General features: G+C 64.3%; 16 protein-coding genes and 1 tRNA gene. 9 read left to right on the forward strand and 8 right to left on the reverse strand.

Features of this window, described 5'->3' with window-relative positions:
* Positions 1–7 precede the first annotated feature (7 nt).
* On the reverse strand, positions 8–1,084 hold the full coding sequence (locus HZA32_00365; protein ID MBI5422506.1) for an ABC transporter ATP-binding protein: 1,077 nt from the start codon (positions 1,082–1,084) through the stop codon (positions 8–10).
* A gap of 112 nt (positions 1,085–1,196) precedes the next feature.
* Here HZA32_00365 and hpt point away from each other — a divergent pair, with 112 nt between their 5' ends.
* The 3 genes from hpt (at position 1,197) to HZA32_00380 (ending at position 2,800) form a co-directional block, all read left to right on the forward strand.
* Entirely contained in the window at positions 1,197–1,769 is a 573-nt protein-coding gene (gene hpt, locus HZA32_00370; protein ID MBI5422507.1) for a hypoxanthine phosphoribosyltransferase, read from the forward strand.
* A gap of 101 nt (positions 1,770–1,870) precedes the next feature.
* A tRNA-Ser gene (locus HZA32_00375) sits at positions 1,871–1,961 on the forward strand.
* Between the two features lie 32 nt (positions 1,962–1,993).
* Positions 1,994–2,800, forward strand: coding sequence for an ATP-binding cassette domain-containing protein (locus HZA32_00380; GenBank protein MBI5422508.1), 807 nt, complete (start codon positions 1,994–1,996; stop codon positions 2,798–2,800).
* Here HZA32_00380 and HZA32_00385 read toward each other — a convergent pair.
* The 3 genes from HZA32_00385 to HZA32_00395 all read right to left on the reverse strand — a co-directional run bounded on the left by HZA32_00385 (position 2,779) and on the right by HZA32_00395 (position 6,252).
* Positions 2,779–3,444, reverse strand: coding sequence for an HAD hydrolase-like protein (locus HZA32_00385; protein MBI5422509.1), 666 nt, complete (start codon positions 3,442–3,444; stop codon positions 2,779–2,781). The genes HZA32_00380 and HZA32_00385 overlap by 22 nt on opposite strands.
* 142 nt (positions 3,445–3,586) lie before the next feature.
* On the reverse strand, positions 3,587–5,023 hold the full coding sequence (locus tag HZA32_00390; GenBank protein MBI5422510.1) for an adenosylhomocysteinase: 1,437 nt from the start codon (positions 5,021–5,023) through the stop codon (positions 3,587–3,589).
* Between the two features lie 11 nt (positions 5,024–5,034).
* Positions 5,035–6,252, reverse strand: coding sequence for a methionine adenosyltransferase (locus HZA32_00395; protein MBI5422511.1), 1,218 nt, complete (start codon positions 6,250–6,252; stop codon positions 5,035–5,037).
* Positions 6,253–6,404: 152 nt separating this feature from the next.
* Here HZA32_00395 and HZA32_00400 point away from each other — a divergent pair, with 152 nt between their 5' ends.
* Entirely contained in the window at positions 6,405–6,761 is a 357-nt protein-coding gene (locus HZA32_00400) for an Hpt domain-containing protein (protein MBI5422512.1), read from the forward strand.
* Positions 6,758–7,423, forward strand: coding sequence for a DUF1573 domain-containing protein (locus HZA32_00405; protein ID MBI5422513.1), 666 nt, complete (start codon positions 6,758–6,760; stop codon positions 7,421–7,423). The genes HZA32_00400 and HZA32_00405 overlap by 4 nt, the downstream gene beginning before the upstream one ends.
* Before the next feature lie 45 nt (positions 7,424–7,468).
* On the opposite strand, the gene HZA32_00410 is transcribed toward HZA32_00405, so the two are convergent.
* The 4 genes from HZA32_00410 to HZA32_00425 are packed head-to-tail and all read right to left on the reverse strand — an operon-like array spanning position 7,469 to position 11,883.
* The gene (locus HZA32_00410) at positions 7,469–8,473 is read right to left on the reverse strand and encodes a uracil-DNA glycosylase (GenBank protein ID MBI5422514.1); all 1,005 of its coding nucleotides are present in this window, start codon (positions 8,471–8,473) and stop codon (positions 7,469–7,471) included.
* The gene (locus HZA32_00415; GenBank protein MBI5422515.1) at positions 8,470–9,075 is read right to left on the reverse strand and encodes a riboflavin synthase; all 606 of its coding nucleotides are present in this window, start codon (positions 9,073–9,075) and stop codon (positions 8,470–8,472) included. Before HZA32_00415 ends, HZA32_00410 begins: the two co-directional genes overlap by 4 nt.
* A 1-nt stretch (position 9,076) precedes the next feature.
* On the reverse strand, positions 9,077–10,462 hold the full coding sequence (locus tag HZA32_00420; protein ID MBI5422516.1) for a PDZ domain-containing protein: 1,386 nt from the start codon (positions 10,460–10,462) through the stop codon (positions 9,077–9,079).
* Complete coding sequence (locus HZA32_00425) at positions 10,459–11,883, reverse strand: trypsin-like peptidase domain-containing protein (protein MBI5422517.1); 1,425 nt, start codon at positions 11,881–11,883, stop codon at positions 10,459–10,461. The genes HZA32_00420 and HZA32_00425 overlap by 4 nt, the downstream gene beginning before the upstream one ends.
* On the opposite strand from HZA32_00425, the gene HZA32_00430 reads away from it, so the two are divergent.
* From HZA32_00430 to HZA32_00445, 4 genes are all read left to right on the forward strand, one after another.
* Complete coding sequence (locus tag HZA32_00430) at positions 11,809–14,406, forward strand: leucine--tRNA ligase (protein ID MBI5422518.1); 2,598 nt, start codon at positions 11,809–11,811, stop codon at positions 14,404–14,406. The genes HZA32_00425 and HZA32_00430 overlap by 75 nt on opposite strands.
* Positions 14,407–14,510: 104 nt before the next feature.
* Positions 14,511–15,419: a FecR domain-containing protein gene (locus tag HZA32_00435; GenBank protein ID MBI5422519.1), complete on the forward strand. Its 909-nt coding sequence runs from the start codon at positions 14,511–14,513 to the stop codon at positions 15,417–15,419.
* Positions 15,420–15,434: 15 nt separating this feature from the next.
* Entirely contained in the window at positions 15,435–16,565 is a 1,131-nt protein-coding gene (locus HZA32_00440; GenBank protein MBI5422520.1) for a hypothetical protein, read from the forward strand.
* A 10-nt stretch (positions 16,566–16,575) separates the two neighbouring features.
* Positions 16,576–17,193, forward strand: coding sequence for a polysaccharide biosynthesis/export family protein (locus HZA32_00445; protein ID MBI5422521.1), 618 nt, complete (start codon positions 16,576–16,578; stop codon positions 17,191–17,193).

Raw genomic sequence — 17,193 nt, forward strand, 5'->3', positions numbered from 1 at the left:
CGGCGCCTCACGCGGTCAAGACCACCACGTCCTCGGGCTGCACGGCGGCGAACAGCTCGCCGCGCTGCGCGCCGTCCACGAACCGCGGGTTGAGTTCGAAAATTTTCAAGCGCGCGCCTTCGCCCGAAGTCACGAACTCGTATTGCGCGACCTCGCCAAGATAGACCGATTCGCCAATGCGGCCACGCACGCAGTTCCGCGGCTGCGCCTCGCGATGCAGCTCCCAGCATTCAGGCCGGATCGATACCGTGACGGCCGCGCCGACCTCGGGCGAGAGAGCCGGATCGCCGGGGATGCCATCGAAATTCCCCACGGTCGTCTCGACGGTCACGGTGCCGTCGCCCCAGCGCAGCACTTTGCCCGGAAGGAAATCCGTTTCGCCAATGAAATTCGCGACGACCTGCGTCGTCGGCCGCTTGTAGACCTCGCGCGGCGTGCCGACTTGCAGGATGCGTCCGTGGTCGAGGATCGCCATCCGGTCGGCGATCGACAGCGCCTCCTTCTGGTCGTGCGTGACGTAGACCGTGGTGAGTTTGAACTCCTTGCACACCCGGCGGATTTCGGCGCGCATCTCGAGGCGGAGCTTGGCGTCGAGGTTCGAGAGCGGTTCGTCGAGCAACAGGCAGCGTGGCCGGATCACGAGCGCTCGCGCGAGCGCCACGCGCTGCTGCTGGCCGCCGGAGAGCAGGTTCGGCTTCCGGTCGGCGTAACTCTCCATCCGCACCGACGCGAGCGCCTCGCGCACGCGTTCCTTCAGTTCGGCCGCGGGCACTTTCCGCTCATGTAGACCGAACGCCACGTTCTCCGCCACGGTCAGGTGCGGCCACAGCGCGTAGCTCTGAAACATCATTCCGGTGTTCCGCTTGTGCGGCTCGAGGCGAGTGACGTCCTCGTTGCCGAATGAGATCGTCCCCGCCTCCGGAATGTAGAAGCCGGCCATGCACCGCAGCAGCGTGGTTTTGCCACAGCCACTCGGGCCGAGCAGGAAAAACAGCTCACCGGGCGCGATCGTGAGGTCCAGACCGTGCAGCGCCACGACGTCGCCAAAGCGCTTTGTCAGTTGCTGGATCTGGATGGAGATCATCGGGGGCGACCGCGAGAGGCAACCGGCCGGAATCTGCCGAGTCAAAAAGATTGGCGTCCGCGGCCGTCCGCTAACGGGTTGCCATCGGCAACGGAATCGACCTTAAAGCGCCATGGCCCGCACCAAGCCCACGATTCCCGAGCTCAAGCACCTCGACCACGTGCTCGTGAGCGAACCCGCCATCCGCCGCCGCGTCGCCTCGCTCGCCGAGCAGATCAACAAAGCCTATCGCGGCAAGGACCTCACTGTGATCGCCGTCGTGAACGGCGCCCTCATCTTCACCGCCGATCTGCTGCGCCACATGCGTTCGCCGCTGCGGTTGGACTGCATCCGCGCATCGAGCTACCACGCCGGCACGTCCGCGACCGGCAAGCCCGTCATCATCGACAACCTGAAACTGGATATCGCGGGCCAACACGTGCTGCTCGTCGATGACATCCTCGACACCGGCAACACGCTCTCCGCCGTCCACGAGTTGCTCCTCGCGAAGAAAGCCGCGTCCGTCCGCACCTGCGTGCTGCTCGACAAGAAGGCGCGCCGCGTCGTGCCGTTCGAGGCGGAATACGTTGGCTTCGAAATCCCGAACGAGTTCGTCGTCGGCTACGGCCTCGATTTCAACGAGCGCTACCGTAATCTGCCCTGCATCGGCGTGCTGAAGCCCAAGTTTTACTCGGGAAAAATCTGAGTTCCACCGCCCGTCACCCGGGCGCAGGGCCGAAATCGGCCGGAAGGAAAATGCCTTGCGCTCGGCGGAACCGCGCTCTTTGTTCTGCGCTCCACTCCGACGGAGGGGTGGCCGAGTGGTCTAAGGCAGGTCTTTGCTAAAGACCCAGACCCCAAAAGGGTCTCGGAGGTTCGAATCCTCTCCCCTCCGCCATTCTTCGTCCCTCTCGGGGCGCCCTTCGGGAAATGCCCGCGCCGCTGCTCTTCGATTTTCGCCAACTCACCGTCTACCGCGGCGAACGGCGCGCGCTCCACGGGCTCGATCTCCAGCTTCGCGCGGGTGAGCACGTGGCCATTCTCGGCCCGAACGGCTGCGGCAAGTCGACGCTGATCAAGACGCTCACGCGCGAACTCTACCCGCTCACCGACACTCCCGGCTATCGCTTCCAGCTCCTCGGCGAGGAATTCGCCGACATCACGGACTTTCGCCGCAAGCTCGGTCTCGTCGCGCTCGATCAGATGCTGAAGCTCTCTTACGAAGTGACAGAGCGCCGCGTCACAGGTCTCGAATTGGTGCTCTCCGGCTTCTTCGACAGCATCGGTCTCTGGCCGCACATGCGGCCGACGCTCGCCCAACGCCGGCGCGCCTACGCGATCCTGCGCGAACTCGGCATCGCGCATCTCGCCACGCGCTCGCTCAAGGAAATGTCGTCCGGCGAACAACGCCGGTGCTTCATTGGCCGCGCACTCGTTCACGATCCTGCCGCGCTGTTGCTCGACGAACCGACGACCAGCCTCGATCCGGCGGCGGTGATCGAGTTTCGCCGCACGTTGCGCAAGCTGTGTCGGCGCGACAAGAGCGTCGTGCTCGTGACGCACAACGTCGCTGATCTCGTGCCCGAAATCTACCGCGTGCTCCTGATGCGCGACGGTCGCATCGTCGCCGACGGCGCGCCGCGTCACGTGCTCAGCTCGTCCGCGCTATCGGATTTATTCGGTGCGCCTCTGCGGCTCGTCCGCACGCGTGGGCACTACGATCTGGTCAGCCGCTGAACGGCCGCGGGCAACTCTGCGAGCGACTCGATGCGCGCCGTGGCCGCAGCGGGATTTTCGCCCGTGCGGTCGCGATCCACCCAGATGCGCGTGATGTCCATTTCGCGAGCGGGACCGATGTCGTGATAAAAACTGCACGCCGCGTGCACCCAATTCGCCCGCTCGACGCCGCTCACCCGCCAGAAGTGCCGGAAGTGCGCGAGCGAAGGCTTGTAGTCCTTCACCTCCTCGGCCGTCACGACCAGATCGAAAGGCTGGCGAAAACCGCGCTCGGTTTGCGCGAAGAGCGCACGGTCGCAGTTGGTGAGAACGGCCAGTTTCCAACCGGCCGCTCGCAGCGCCGCCAACGCGGGCTCGACGTCGGCGAAGACGGGCTGCGTGCCCCAGTGGGCGGGCAACGCGTCGACGGCGGCGGCCGAAACCTCGAGACCAATCTCGCGTGCTGCGCGGGCGACACCCTCGCGCAGCACGTCGGCGTAGAGTCGGTGCGGACGCTCCTGCTCCAACGGGCGTTCGTAGCGATGGTAAGCAGCGATCAGTTCGCCCACGCGCCCGCCCGCGAGCGGACGCAGGATGTCGGCGAAGCCCGTGTGCCAATCCACGAGCGTGCCGAAGCAATCGAAGGTGATCCATTGGTTCGCCATGCGAGAAGGAAGGCCCGTGAGGCCAACCCGCGCAAGCGCGGTGCGCGAGGTGCCGACGGACGCCGCCGTCCGAGGTGCGGGCGCGCCGAAAAAGAAAAACGCCGCGGATTGCTCCGCGGCGTTGAAAAGGAACCGACTCCGCTCAGTAGCGGTAGTGCTCGGGCTTGTAGGGGCCTTCGACCGGGACGCCGAGGTAGGCGGCTTGCTCCTTAGAGAGTTTGGTCAGCTTGGCGCCGATCTTCTCGAGGTGCAGGCGCGCGACTTCTTCGTCGAGGTGCTTGGGCAGGCGGTAGACGCCGACCTTGTAGACGTCCTTGTTCTTCCAGAGGTCGAGCTGGGCGAGCGTCTGGTTGGTGAAGGAGTTCGACATGACGAACGACGGGTGGCCGGTGGCGCAACCGAGGTTCACGAGGCGGCCTTCGGCGAGCAGGTAGATGCTGTTGCCGTTGGCGAACGTGAACATGTCGTATTGCGGCTTGATGTTCGTGCGCTTGACGCCCTTGGCCTTGTAGAGGCGGTCGACCTGGATCTCGTTGTCGAAGTGGCCGATGTTACAGACGATGGCCTGGTCCTTCATCTTCGCCATGTGCTCGAGCGTGATGATGTCCTTGTTGCCGGTCGTCGTGACGTAGATGTCGGCGATGCCGAGCGTGGACTCGACCGTGTTGACCTCGAAGCCTTCCATCGCGGCCTGGAGGGCGTTGATGGGGTCGATTTCGGTGACGATGACGCGCGCGCCGAAGCCCTTGAGCGAAAACGCGGAGCCCTTGCCCACGTCGCCGTAGCCGCACACGCACGCGACCTTGCCGGCGATCATTACGTCGGTGGCGCGCTTGAGGCCGTCGGCGAGCGACTCGCGGCAGCCGTAGAGATTGTCGAACTTCGACTTCGTGACCGAGTCGTTGACGTTGATCGACGGGACGAGGAGCTTGCCTTGCTCGTGGAGCTGGTAGAGGCGGTGGACGCCGGTCGTGGTCTCTTCCGAGACGCCGCGCCACTCCTTCACCATCGCGGTGAAGATGCCGGGCTGCGACTTCTGGATTTTCTTGAGGAGGTTCTTGATGACCTGCTCTTCGTGCGAACCGGAGGCGCTGTTCACCCAGTCGCTGCCCTGCTCCATCTCGTAACCCTTGTGGAGGAGGAGCGTGACGTCGCCGCCGTCGTCGACGACGAGCTGCGGGCCGGTGCCGTTCGGATGGCTGACGGCTTTCCAGGTGAGATCCCAGTATTCCTCAAGCGTCTCGCCCTTCCAGGCGAAGACCGGCACGCCGGCGGCCGCGATGGCGGAGGCGGCGTGATCCTGCGTCGAGAAGATGTTGCACGACGCCCAGCGCACGGAGGCGCCGAGTTCGACGAGCGTCTCGATGAGGACGGCCGTCTGGATCGTCATGTGCAGCGAACCGGTGACGCGCACGCCCTTGAGCGGCTTCTTGGGGCCGAACTTGGCGCGGACGGACATGAGGCCGGGCATCTCGTGCTCGGCGACGGAGATTTCTTTGCGACCCCAGTCAGCGAGACCGATGTCCTTGACGTGGTAGTCCTGCGCCTTCGCAGCGGAAGATTTTTTGGCTTTGGCCATGGAAGTGGTGGTTAGGCTTTGATGGCGGCGCGGAGTTCGGCGGCCTTGGCGGTGGATTCCCACGGGAGGCCCTTCTTGCCGAAGTGGCCGTAGTTGGTGGTCTGGCGATAAATCGGGCGGAGCAAGTCGAGCTGGGCGACGATGTCGGCCGGCTTGAACGAGAAGACTTGTTGCACGGCGTCGGTGATCTGCTCGTCGGAGACGCCGAGCTTGGCGGTGCCGAAGGTCTCGACGCGAACCGAGACGGGCTTCGGGTGGCCGATGGCGTAGGCGAACTGGATCTCGGCGTGCGTGGCGAGGCCGGCGGCGACGATGTTCTTCGCGACCCAGCGGCCCATGTAAGCGGCAGAGCGGTCAACCTTGGACGGGTCCTTGCCCGAGAAGGCGCCGCCACCGTGACGACCCCAGCCGCCGTAGGTGTCCACGATGATCTTGCGGCCGGTGAGACCGGAGTCGCCCTGCGGACCACCGATGACGAAGCGGCCGGTCGGGTTGATGAGATACTCGGTGTTCTTCGTCAGCAGCTTGGCGTCGATGACCTTCTTGATGACGTTTTCGATGAGGAATTTCTCGATCGTGGCGTGCTTCGCGTCAGCAGCGTGCTGCGTGGAGATGACGACGTTCACGACTTCGACGGGCTTGTCGTTCTGGTAACGGACGGAAACCTGCGTCTTCGCGTCGGGGCGGAGCCAGGAGACGGCGCCGGACTTGCGGATCTTGGTCAGCTCGCGACCGAGACGGTGCGCGAACATGATCGGCGTCGGCATGAGTTCGGGCGTCTCGTTGCACGCGTAGCCGAACATGATGCCTTGGTCGCCGGCGCCTTGCTCGGCGGTCTTCTTGCCCTCGGCTTTCTTGGCGTCGACACCTTGCGCGATGTCGGGCGATTGGGCGGTGAGGTAGTTATTGATGAAAACCTTGTCGGCGTGGAACACGTCGTCGTCGTTCACGTAACCGATGTCGCGGATGGCGTCGCGGATGACTTTGCCGAGGTTGATCGCCTCTTCGATGGGCTTGGTCGTGCCCTTCTTGGCGTCCTGCAGCTTCGGGATGGTGATCTCGCCGCCCACGACGACGATGTTGGACTTCACGAACGTCTCGCACGCGACGCGCGAGGTGTGATCGATCTTCAAGCATGCATCGAGCACGCTGTCGGAAATGAGGTCAGCGACTTTGTCGGGGTGACCTTCACCGACCGACTCGGAGGAGAAAACGAAGTGATTAGCCATAGAATGTGAGCGGCGAAGAAAGACAGCGCCGCGAGCGGGAGCAAGTAGATTATCAACGTATCTGGATTCCATGATACGAGGATGTTCGAACCATCCCGGCGGCATCCGGCTTGCGTCGCCCGCTAGCTGCGGTTGCATGCGGACATCACCCCATGTCCGAGCCCATTTTGAGACCCGAGGCTATCGAAGCGCTCCGCGCGGTTTCACCGGATGACGGCGGCGTGTTTTTTCGGGAGCTCATCGATATCTTTCTGGAGGACACCCCTAGACGCATCACCGAGCTGAAAAACGCCCTTCGCGAGCAAAACGTCGGTGCATCCGTGCGTGCTGCCCACAGCATCAAAGGCAGCGCCGGAAATTTCGGCGCGCAGCACCTCGCGCATGTGGCGTTGGAACTCGAATCCCTGGCGAAATCGGACCAACTCCCCGCGATTATCGCCCGCCTCGACGAACTCGAGCAGTCCTTCGCAGCCGTTAAGGAGGCGCTCCTCGCCCTGCGCGATTCATGATCCATCGCCATTTCATTTCGTCTCTTGTCGGCGTCGCGGTTCTTGGACTCGCAGTCGTGCCTGCGCCGGCGGCGCTTACGTGGACGCAGACCGAAGTTACGAGCGCCACCAAGCCGTTGCAAAAAGTCCTCGCGGTCACCTTCGGCTTCAAGAACACCGGCCAAACGCCCGTCACGATTCGCGACGTTCAAGTGAACTGTGACTGCATGACGGCGGCGGCAGACAAGACCGTCTACCAACCCGGTGAAAGCGGAACCATCAGCGCACACTTCACCGTCGGCGACCGCATCGGCTCGTATGAGCGCGGGGTGAAGGTCTTAACCGACGACGGCGCGAAACCGCAGCACCTGCGGGTGCACATCGAGGTCCCGGAACTGGCCGCGATCGAACCGCGCATCCTCGACTGGGAATCGGGCGCGCCGGCAGATGAGAAGCCGGTCCTGATCACGGTCGCTGCGGGAATCCAAATCAATTTCAGCGAACTGTTCGTCTCCGCGCCGTCGTTCTCCGCGCGCTTCGAAACCATCGAAGCCGGCCGCCGCTACCGTTTGTTCGTGAAGCCGCTGGCCACAGCCGAAGCGGCCAGCGCGGCGATCCGCTTCAAAGGCAAAGCCGAATCCGGCGAAGACGTGGTCGTCAGCGCCTACGCGAACGTCCACTGACGCCTCGCTTCGCTCCGCCGGGACCGAGGTGCGCGCCCGCTCCGCTCAACCCGTCTTGAAATAGCCGCGCTGTTTCTCGCTGATGGGCAGCCCAGCCTTCTCCATCACCGCGAGCAAATCCTCCCAAGCGTCGCGCTTGATCTTCAGCGCCGCCTCCGACCGCAGTCCTTCCTGGCGCAAGAGATACGACGGGTGGTAGGTCGCCCGCAGCGGGATGCTGTTGTAGGCGTGCCACGAACCGCGTGCGGCGCCCATCGTCTTGAAGCGATCCGCGCCGAGCAGTCCGTCGACGGCGGTTTTGCCCAGCGCGACGAGCACCCGCGGCTGGATGATGTCGATTTGCGCGCGGATAAACGGCAGGCAATACGCCATCTCGTCCTGTGTCGGCGGGCGATTGCCCGTCTGAAAACCGTCCGGCGAGCGCGCGCCCATTTCGGGCCGCCAATTGAGGATGTTGCCAATGTAGACCTGCGAGCGATCCAGGCCCATCGCCTTGATCATGCGGTTGAGCAACTGCCCGGCGCGTCCGACGAACGGCTCGCCCTGCTCTTCCTCGTCCGCGCCCGGCGCCTCGCCGATGAACATCACGGACGCATCGACATTGCCGACGCCGAAGACGACCTGCTTGCCCGCGTAGACGCGCGCCTTGCATGTCGCGTCGTTCAGCACGACCTCACGCAGCGCATTCCAACGTTCCTGTTTCGAGCCGCTCGGCAAATTCAACGGCGGCGGCGCGCCCAGACTCGACGGCGCATTCGCTGGAACGATCCGCGCCGGCGGCGGAGGGGCAAACGCGGTGGACGCGAAGCTCTGCGCCGGCTCGGCTACGACCGCTTCGCGGGCCGGCGTCGGCGCAGCCGCGCGCTCCGCGACGGCGCTGCTCGGCGCGGGAACCGCGGCAGTCGCACCCGCAAGTTCGGCGCGCGCGACTTCGACGGCGCGGCGCAATTCCACGAGGCTCTCCTCGTTCACCACCACGGTGCGGCTGCCCTCGCCTTTGAGGCGCCGGAGTTCGTCGGTGAGACAGAGGAGGTGCTCGCGAACGTTCACAGATTGGCCGGCAGACGAGCCGCGATGAGTTTTTCGACGTATTTGCCGAGGAGATCGAACTCGAGATTCACGCCTCCGCCGACGCGCTTCTCACGGAGATTGGTGACCTCCATCGTATGCGGGATCAGCCACACGGCGAGGGCGTCGTCGTCGACTTCGGCGACGGTGAGCGAGATGCCGTCGATCGCGATGCTGCCCTTGTGGATCAAGTAGCGTCCACTGCCCGCCGGGCCGCGAACCTTCAGGTAATGATCAGCGCCGCGCTGCTCGAAAATCTCCACGCGGCCGAGCGTGTCGATGTGCCCGCTGACGAAGTGTCCGCCCATGCGGCTGTTCGGGAGCATGCTGCGCTCGAGGTTCACGAGCGAGCCGGGCTTCAACTCGGAGAAGCTCGTCAGGCGCACGGTTTCCTCGAGCAGATCGAACCAGAGGTTGCGCGCGTCGTGCTTCACGACCGTGAGGCAGCAGCCGTTCACGGCGACGCTGTCCCCGAGTTTCACATCCGAGGCGACCAGCTGCGCGGAGAGGTGGAGCGACCACGCTTTCGCGCCGCGGGTGAACGAGACGACTTGGCCTGTTTCTTCGACGATGCCGGTGAACATGTTAGTTGAGCTTTACGCGGAGCACTTGGGTCTCTCCGCCGCGGCGCGTGAGCAACACGAATTCCGCGCGGGCTTTGTCATTCTCGACCGCGGCGAGCTTGTCGACCGCCTCGGCGTAGGTGTGCACTTCCGCGCCGTCGATCTCGCGAATCCAATCGTCGGGGCGCAGGCCGGCGTTCGCGACGGGGCTGTTGGGCCGCACGAAATTCACGATCGCGCCGCCCATCTCGGCGGATTTGGCGCGCTGGGCCACGAGGTCGGCGGTGAGGAACTCGCGCGCGGTGAACCCGAGTCGCTCGAAGTAGCGGCGCTCCGCTTCGCGCACCATCTTCGGCTCTTCGCCGAGCGTGACGGCGAGTTCCTGTCGATCTGTGCCGCGCAGCACCGTGAGCTTCATCACGTCGCCGGCTTTGCGCTTGAGCACTTCCTGGCCGAAATAGCCGACGATGCTCCGGTCCGGCCGCAGGCGCGGCAGCGTCTTGCCGTCGATCGCGAGCACGATGTCGCGATCCTGCAGGCCCGCTTGCGCGGCGGGGCTGCCTTCGAGGATGTCGCTGACGACGAGCGCGGACTGGCGCTCGAGTTTGAGCAGTTTGGCGACGTCGGGATCGACGGGCTGCAAGCCATAGATGCCGATCGACGTCACCGGGCGACCGGTGATGGAGGTCGGCACGCGATTAAGGAACGGCAGAAACTCATCCGCGAGCAGCACGACGCTGCTCTCGTCCGCGTTCACGAGCATCACGGGCGTGCCGTGCTGCGTGCGCGAGAACATCAGATAATTTTGTCCGAACGAGCTCAGCGTCAGACCGACAAGCCGGCCTTCGACATCAAACACCGGCAAGCCCGGCGCGCCGAGATCCTGGCCGGTGAGCGCGGTCTTGTTCGGCAGCGTCGTGAGCATCGCGACACGCGAGTTCAGCGCGTAGGGTTTGAAGTCCTCGTCCTTGCCGCGCAGGCCGAGGCCCCAGAGTTCGGTGCCGAGCGGGGGCTCCGGCGCTTTCGCGAACGAAGTGATCGGCTTCAGCTTCGCGACGAGGCCGTCGGTCGCGCGCACGAAATGAAAACCCGTGAGTTCGTCCTGGCCAAGGTAAGTCGCGGGCGTCGACTCGTCCTGCTCGGGCAGATAGACTTTGAAATCCTTGAGCTGGTCGACCGCGAGACCACCCGGGATGTTGGCGCCGGGAATGATGATCGTGCCTTTTTCGTCGATGACGGTGCCGGCGATCGTGACTTGGCGACGCTCGATCTCCGTCTGGATTGTGAACTCGACGGCGACGATCGACTTCAGCCGCTCCGGGAGGAGCGAGGCGAGATCGGCGGCGATCGCGTGCAGCGTGAGCGAAAGAACGACAAAAGCCGCGGCGGCGCGGCGGACGGTGATCATGGTTTGAAAACGTAGAGCGCGATGCGGCGGTTGCGCTGGGCCTCGACGAGGACGGGCTCGGGCTTCGCCTCGTAGGCGGCGTGGAGCTCCTTCATGCGCGCGAGGTCGTTGATGGTCTCGCCAGCGACCTTGGTGATGATGTCGCCGCGCGCGATGCCGGATTGCGCCGCCGGATAGCCGGGCTGCACGCCGATGACGAGCACGCCGCCGGCATCGGGGAGTTGATTCTCGCGGGCGTAGGCGCGCGAGACCTTGCGCACGCTGAGGCCCCATTTTTCGAAGGCCCATTCCTCGCCGACGCGGCTTTCGAGTTTCTCGGTTGTGGCAGTGAGGTCGAGCGTCTGCGCGCCGCGCTTGACGGTGAGTTTCACGGCGGCGCCGACGCGCAGGTTGGCGATCATGTTTTGAATGGGCGGCAGCTGCTCCGGAAAGCGGCCGTCGAGCTTCGTGCCGTTCAGCGAAAGGACGATGTCGCTGGGTCGCACGCCGGCGCGTGCGGCGGGCGAGCCGGGATCGACGCTGTCGACGAGCAGGCCCGTGTTGGCCGCCAGCGAGTAGAAGCGCTCGAGGTCCTGCAACTCGCGCGGGCGGATCCCGAGGTAGCTGCGCGTGATGCCGCCGTTTTTCACGAGACCTTCGGCGACGCGCTGCGCGACGGTCGACGGGATGGCGAAACCGAGGTTGTCGGCGCCCATGTAAGTGCGCGAATTGATGCCGACGACCTTGCCGTCCTCGGTGACGAGCGGGCCGCCGCTGTTGCCGGGGTTGATCGCGGCATCGGTTTGCAGCCAGGTGTTGAACGAGCCGGTCTCGTAACCGCGCACGGCGCGCGAATCCTCGAAGTAGCGGCGGTTGTTCGAAATGATGCCGCGCGTGACGGTGCGCGTGAGACCGTGCGGCGTGCCGACGGCGTAGACGGTCTGGCCGGGGAACAGGTCGTCGCTGTCGCCGAAGTCGGCGTGCGCGAAGCTGAGTTTGCGCGCCTTCACTTCGTCCATGTTCAGCCGGATGACCGCGAGATCGGTCCAGTGATCCCAGCCGACGAGTTTGGCGCCGACGCGTTCGAGGCTGGCGAGCGTGACGGAAATTTCGACGGCTTGCGGGCTGGCGACGTGGGCGTTGGTGAGGATGAGGCCGTCGGCCGAGATGATCACGCCCGAGCCGATGCCGCGCTCGGTTTTCTTCGTGCCGTCGTCGAAGGTCGTCTCGGTCACGTCGATGCGCACGACCGCATCGAGCAGGCGCGTGAAGCCTCGGCTCACGCCGCCGGCGGCCGCGAGCGAATTGGCGGCGAACAAAAACCCGGCCGCGAGAACGACCGGGAGGATGATTGACGGTAATGGTGAATGTCGCACAGTGACCGATTTCACGTGAAGCCTACTGATTGCACCGATTACGACTTTCTCAAGATTGAGCCGCATTGGCAGTCAATTTGGGAGCAGACCCGCCCATTTCGAGCCGAGAATGGCTCGTCGAAGCCGAAATACTACGTGCTCGACATGTTTCCCTACCCGTCCGGCGCGGGCCTGCACATCGGCCACCCGGAAGGCTACACCGCGACGGACATCCTCGCCCGCTTCAAGCGTGCGAAGGGCTTCAACGTCCTCCACCCGATCGGCTGGGATGCGTTCGGCCTGCCCGCCGAGCAGCATGCGGTGAAGACCGGCACGCACCCGGCGTCGAACACGCAGAACAACATCACGAATTTCCGCCGGCAGATCAAAGCGCTGGGCTTCTCCTACGATTGGGAGCGCGAAGTCGACACGACCGACCCGAAATACTTCCGCTGGACGCAGTGGATTTTTCTCCAGCTCTTCAAAAAAGGCCTCGCCTACGTCGACGAGCGCCCCGTCTGGTGGTGCCCGGAGCTGCGCACCGTCCTCGCCAACGAGGAAGTCGTCGACGGCAAGAGCGAAGTCGGTGGCTTCCCGGTGGAGCGCAAAAATCTCCGTCAATGGGTGCTCCGCATCACGGCTTACGCCGAGCAACTCATCGACGGCCTGAAGGACGTCGATTGGCCCGACTCCACCAAGCGCATGCAGGAAGCGTGGATCGGCCGCAGCGAAGGCGCGGAGGTGTTGTTCAAACTGGAAAACGCCGCGCTCGGCGACCTGAAGATTTTCACCACGCGTCCCGACACGCTCTTCGGCTGCACTTACATGGTGCTCGCGCCGGAGCATCCGCTGGTCCTCGGCCTTACCACCGACGCGCAACGCGCCGACGTGGAAGCCTACCGCAAAGCCACCGCGTCCAAGAGCGACGTCGATCGCATGTCCGACGCCGCGAAGGAAAAGACCGGCGTCTTCACCGGCGGCTATGCCATCAACCCCGTCGACGGCGCGCGCGTGCCCATCTGGATCGCCGACTACGTGCTCATGGGCTACGGCACCGGCGCGATCATGGCCGTGCCCGCGCACGACGAGCGCGACTACGAGTTTGCGCAGAAGTATCAGCTCCCGATTCCGCGTGTGATCGCCGCCGACGACGGCAGCGACAAGCTCCCCTACACCGGCGACGGCAAGCTCATCAACTCCCCCGGCTACGACGGCCTGAGTTGGGAAGAGGCGAAAAAGCAGATCACCGCGGACCTCGCCGCGAAGGGCATCGGCAAGGGCACGGTGAACTACAAGCTCCGCGACTGGCTGTTCTCGCGCCAGCGCTATTGGGGCGAGCCGTTTCCGATCGTCTGGGTCAACGCCGACGACTACGCGCGCGCCGCGAAACTGCGCCGCGATTTGCCGGCGCAGCCCGTGACGTTCGTCGAGAACGGCGTGACGCTCTACGCGCTCCCGCTCCCCGAAGTCGCGCTGCCGTTGCAGTTGCCCGACGTGCAATCGTATTTGCCCAGCGGCACCGGCGAAAGCCCGCTCGCCAACGTCCCCGAGTGGCTCGAGATCTGGCTCAACGCCGAAACCGGCGCCGCCGTCCCCGCCTCGCAGCCGAAGCCCGCCGGCGACGCGTGGGTGCGCGGCCGTCGCGAGACGAACACGATGCCGCAATGGGCCGGCTCGTGCTGGTATTACCTGCGCTACCTCGATCCGCAAAACGCGGCGACCTTCGCCGGCAAGGACGCCCTCGCTTACTGGGGCGTGCCCGACCTCTACGTCGGCGGCGCCGAGCACGCCGTGTTGCACCTGCTCTACGCGCGTTTCTGGCACAAGGTGCTGTTCGACCTCGGCGTCGTGCCGCAAGCTGAGCCCTTCAAGAAGCTCTTCCACCAAGGCATCATCCTCGGAGAGGACGGAGTGAAGATGTCCAAGAGCCGCGGCAATGTCGTCAACCCGGACGACATCATCCGCAGCTACGGCGCCGACACGCTGCGCCTCTACCTGATGTTCCTCGGACCGCTCGAAGCGATGAAGCCGTGGAACCCGAAGGGCATCGAGGGCGTGCACCGTTTCCTGCGGAAATTCTGGCGCGAGTGCCTCGGCGAAGACGGCAAGTTGAACAGCCGCATCTCCGACACCGCCGCGCTCACCGCCGACACCGAAAAGCTGCGCCACGAAACGATCAAGAAGGTCGGCGAAGACCTCGAGGCGATGCGCTTCAACACCGCGATCTCGCAGATGATGATCTATCTGAACGCGCTCCAGAAAGAGCCCGCACTGCCGCGCGCCGCGCTGCTGGAGTTCGCGCAGATGCTCGCGCCTTTTGCTCCGCACCTCGGCGAAGAACTCTGGTCGCGCTTGGGCGGGACCGACACCGCAATGGCCGCGGCTTGGCCGCAGTTCGACTCGAACAAGCTCGTGGCCGACACGATGACCATCGTCTTCCAAGTGAACGGCAAGCACCGCGGCGACGCCCAAGTTCCGGTTGCCAGCAGCGAAGCCGACCTCATCAAAACGGCCCAAGAACATCCCAAAGTTGCTCCCCATCTCGCGGGAAAAGCGCTCAAGCGGACCATTTACGTCAAAGGTAAGCTCCTGAACCTCCTTGTGGGATAAAGTGTTAGGTGGGCAAAAAGTTCGGTTTAAAGCTTGATGTAGGGGTATTCCCCTACTTAGCTCGCGACAACCGGGGCAAAACCGCTCCACCGAACCTCTCCGCCATGAAAACTCTTCTTCGCCTCTTCGCCGCATCACTCGCGCTCGCCGTGATCGCCGCGCCGTCTGCGTTTGCTCAACGCCAGCTGGGCAAGAAAAAGGGGCCGACGAGCAAGCTGTTCCTCGCCGAAGCGGTTGGTGAAGGCAACATCACGACCGAAGGCAAATCGCACACCGCCAAGCAAGCGACGGCGTTCGATGCACCGGGAACCGTGATCGAGACGGGCAAAGACTCGCACCAAGCTTTTGTTTACTCCAACGGCACCGCGATGCTCGTGGATGAGAACACGCGCGTGGAAGTCGACCGGTTCGTCCAGGAGCCTTTCCGTCCCGACCGCGAGAAATCCACCGAAACGGAGCCCTCCATTTCCCAAAGCGACGTCTTCGTCTCGCGCGGCCAGGTCAACATCTGCACGAGCCAGATGGTCTCTGGCTCGACGATGAACTACTCCACTCCCAACGCCTCGGTGAACATCCGCGGTGGCAAAATGGCGGTCTCCACCAACGGCACCGAGTCGACCATCTACCTCCTCGATGGCGACGTCACTGTCCGCACCGGCGGTAAGGACACCGGCGGCACCCTCCTCCGTCCCGGCGAGAAGGCCACGATCCGCCCCGGACTCCCGGGCCGCCCGCCCATCATCACCGTCGCCCCCATCGAATCCAATCTTCTGCCCACTCTCGACGACAAGGTCGGCGCCGCCTGCGCCGCAAAGAAAACCGTCTCATTCGAGACGATCGAGAAGAAGTCCGAGTTCGGCGCCGAAGGCGAAAAGCAACAGGATCTTCCCGCGGGCGCCCCGCCCGCTCCGCCCGAGGAACCCACGCAGGAAATCGTCGTGACCCCCACGACCCCGGAGGAGCTGCCCACCAACATCACGGTCAGCCCGTCCGCGCTCCCGGGCGGACAGTAACTCTCACCTCTCACCGTGCTGACTCGCTCGTCGCTGAAACTCGCCTTGGCCCTGTGTGCCGCCCTGCTGTGCTCGCCGCACAGCGCGTTCGCCTTGCTCAATATCGACGGCACGCGCAACCAGGTCTTCGTCTTCGGCAAGCTCACGATCGGCTACGACTCCAACATCTTCTCCTCCGCGGATGGCTCCGGCGACACTCTCTACAGCGCACAAGCCGGACTGGAGCTGAAGCGCCGCGCCGGGATCATTTCGGTGAACGCCCGCGCCGTGATCGATCGCCAGGAATTCCAGAAAAACAAAACGCAGTCCGCCTGGAACCCCACGTTCTACCTCGAACTCAACAAAACCACCGGGCGCACCACGGGCGCGTTCACCGTCAACGCCTACCGTTCCTCCCGCGCCGACAGCGCCGTCAATCTGCGCACGCAGACCTGGAATTTCCCGCTCGGCCTGAACGTGAAGTATCCCGTCAACGACAACTTCTACGTCACGTCCACCAGCGGCTACCTCCGTCGCAGCTACACGGACAATACGACGCTCCTCAATTACACCGACTACAGCGAGGGCATCGATCTGCTCTACGTCTACACCAGCAAGACCGACCTCTCTCTCTCCTACCGCATCCGCGTCGGCAACACGACCCTCGACACGTCGACCGACCAGTCGCTCATGCTCGGCTTGGTCAATCAGATCATCCCGAAGATCAACGGCGCCCTGCGCGCTGGCGTCCAGCGTCGCTCCATCGATTCCACCGGCGACGTTTTCACTCAGTGGACTCTTTCGGCCGACTTGGGATGGTCCGTCACCCGCAAATTCAACCTTCAAGCCGTCGCGATGCGCGACTTCAGCACGACCGCTGTCGGCGGTTCGGTCGACACGCTCTCCGCCCAGCTGCGCGCCGCCTACGACTTCAACCGCAAATACCAAGCCAACGGCGGCCTCGGCTACGGCCGCAATAAGTTCCTCGACGGCACCACGCGCGGTCGCCGCGACGACTTCTTCTCGTGGGACGTCGGCCTGAGCGCCACTTGGAGCGAACACCTCCACGTCGGCATCTCCTACAACTATCTCCACAATTGGTCGTCCATCAGCTTCTCGGACTTCGAGCGCACGGGCTACTCCATCGATATTTCCTCCCGCTACTGATCACTTTGTCATGAAACCGCTGCTGCGTTTCCTCCTCCCCGTATTGCTCGCCGCGCTCGTCGGCCCGGCCTTTGCGCAGTCCGGCAATCCCGCCGACGCGAAAAAATCCTACGTGCACCGCCTGCAATTGGCGGATCGTGTCCGCGTCGCGGTTTACCAGGAGGAAGACCTCACGACGCTCGCGCGCATCGACGCCCGCGGCATGGTCAATCTCCCGCTCATTCAGGAAATCCAAATCGGCGGCATGACGATCGTCGAGGCCCAGGACGCGATTCAGAACGCGTTTCGCGAAGGACGTTTCCTGCGCGCTCCCCAAGTCACGGTCAGCGTAGAGGAGTATGCGCCGCGCGAAGTCTCCATCTCCGGCCAGATCCGCAATCCCGGCCGCTTCCCCCTGCCCAACGAGTCCACCTACACCATCGTCGAGCTGGTCACCAAGGCCGGCGGCATCACCGATATCGGCAAGGGCACCGCCGTCACCATCACGCGCTTCCTCGCCGACGGCACCAAGAAGGTTTTCTCCGTTAACGTCGACGCCCTGATCAAGGGATCGAAGGACGCCCGCGCCGAGGACAATGTTCTCCTGCTGCCCGGCGACAACGTCTACGTCCCCGAACGCCTCATCTGA

This window comes from Opitutia bacterium (genome assembly GCA_016217545.1).
In the GTDB taxonomy this organism is placed as follows: domain Bacteria; phylum Verrucomicrobiota; class Verrucomicrobiia; order Opitutales; family Opitutaceae; genus Didemnitutus.

What these genes read in the sequence shown, in the direction of transcription:
- HZA32_00365 (MBI5422506.1), bottom strand. Translation starts at nt 1,084, where the DNA reads ATGATCTCCATCCAGATCCAGCAACTGACAAAGCGCTTTGGCGACGTC.
- hpt (MBI5422507.1), top strand. Translation starts at nt 1,197, where the DNA reads ATGGCCCGCACCAAGCCCACGATTCCCGAGCTCAAGCACCTCGACCAC.
- HZA32_00380 (MBI5422508.1), top strand. Translation starts at nt 1,994, where the DNA reads ATGCCCGCGCCGCTGCTCTTCGATTTTCGCCAACTCACCGTCTACCGC.
- HZA32_00385 (MBI5422509.1), bottom strand. Translation starts at nt 3,444, where the DNA reads ATGGCGAACCAATGGATCACCTTCGATTGCTTCGGCACGCTCGTGGAT.
- HZA32_00390 (MBI5422510.1), bottom strand. Translation starts at nt 5,023, where the DNA reads ATGGCCAAAGCCAAAAAATCTTCCGCTGCGAAGGCGCAGGACTACCAC.
- HZA32_00395 (MBI5422511.1), bottom strand. Translation starts at nt 6,252, where the DNA reads ATGGCTAATCACTTCGTTTTCTCCTCCGAGTCGGTCGGTGAAGGTCAC.
- HZA32_00400 (MBI5422512.1), top strand. Translation starts at nt 6,405, where the DNA reads ATGTCCGAGCCCATTTTGAGACCCGAGGCTATCGAAGCGCTCCGCGCG.
- HZA32_00405 (MBI5422513.1), top strand. Translation starts at nt 6,758, where the DNA reads ATGATCCATCGCCATTTCATTTCGTCTCTTGTCGGCGTCGCGGTTCTT.
- HZA32_00415 (MBI5422515.1), bottom strand. Translation starts at nt 9,075, where the DNA reads ATGTTCACCGGCATCGTCGAAGAAACAGGCCAAGTCGTCTCGTTCACC.
- HZA32_00420 (MBI5422516.1), bottom strand. Translation starts at nt 10,462, where the DNA reads ATGATCACCGTCCGCCGCGCCGCCGCGGCTTTTGTCGTTCTTTCGCTC.
- HZA32_00430 (MBI5422518.1), top strand. Translation starts at nt 11,809, where the DNA reads ATGTCGCACAGTGACCGATTTCACGTGAAGCCTACTGATTGCACCGAT.
- HZA32_00425 (MBI5422517.1), bottom strand. Translation starts at nt 11,883, where the DNA reads ATGCGGCTCAATCTTGAGAAAGTCGTAATCGGTGCAATCAGTAGGCTT.
- HZA32_00435 (MBI5422519.1), top strand. Translation starts at nt 14,511, where the DNA reads ATGAAAACTCTTCTTCGCCTCTTCGCCGCATCACTCGCGCTCGCCGTG.
- HZA32_00445 (MBI5422521.1), top strand. Translation starts at nt 16,576, where the DNA reads ATGAAACCGCTGCTGCGTTTCCTCCTCCCCGTATTGCTCGCCGCGCTC.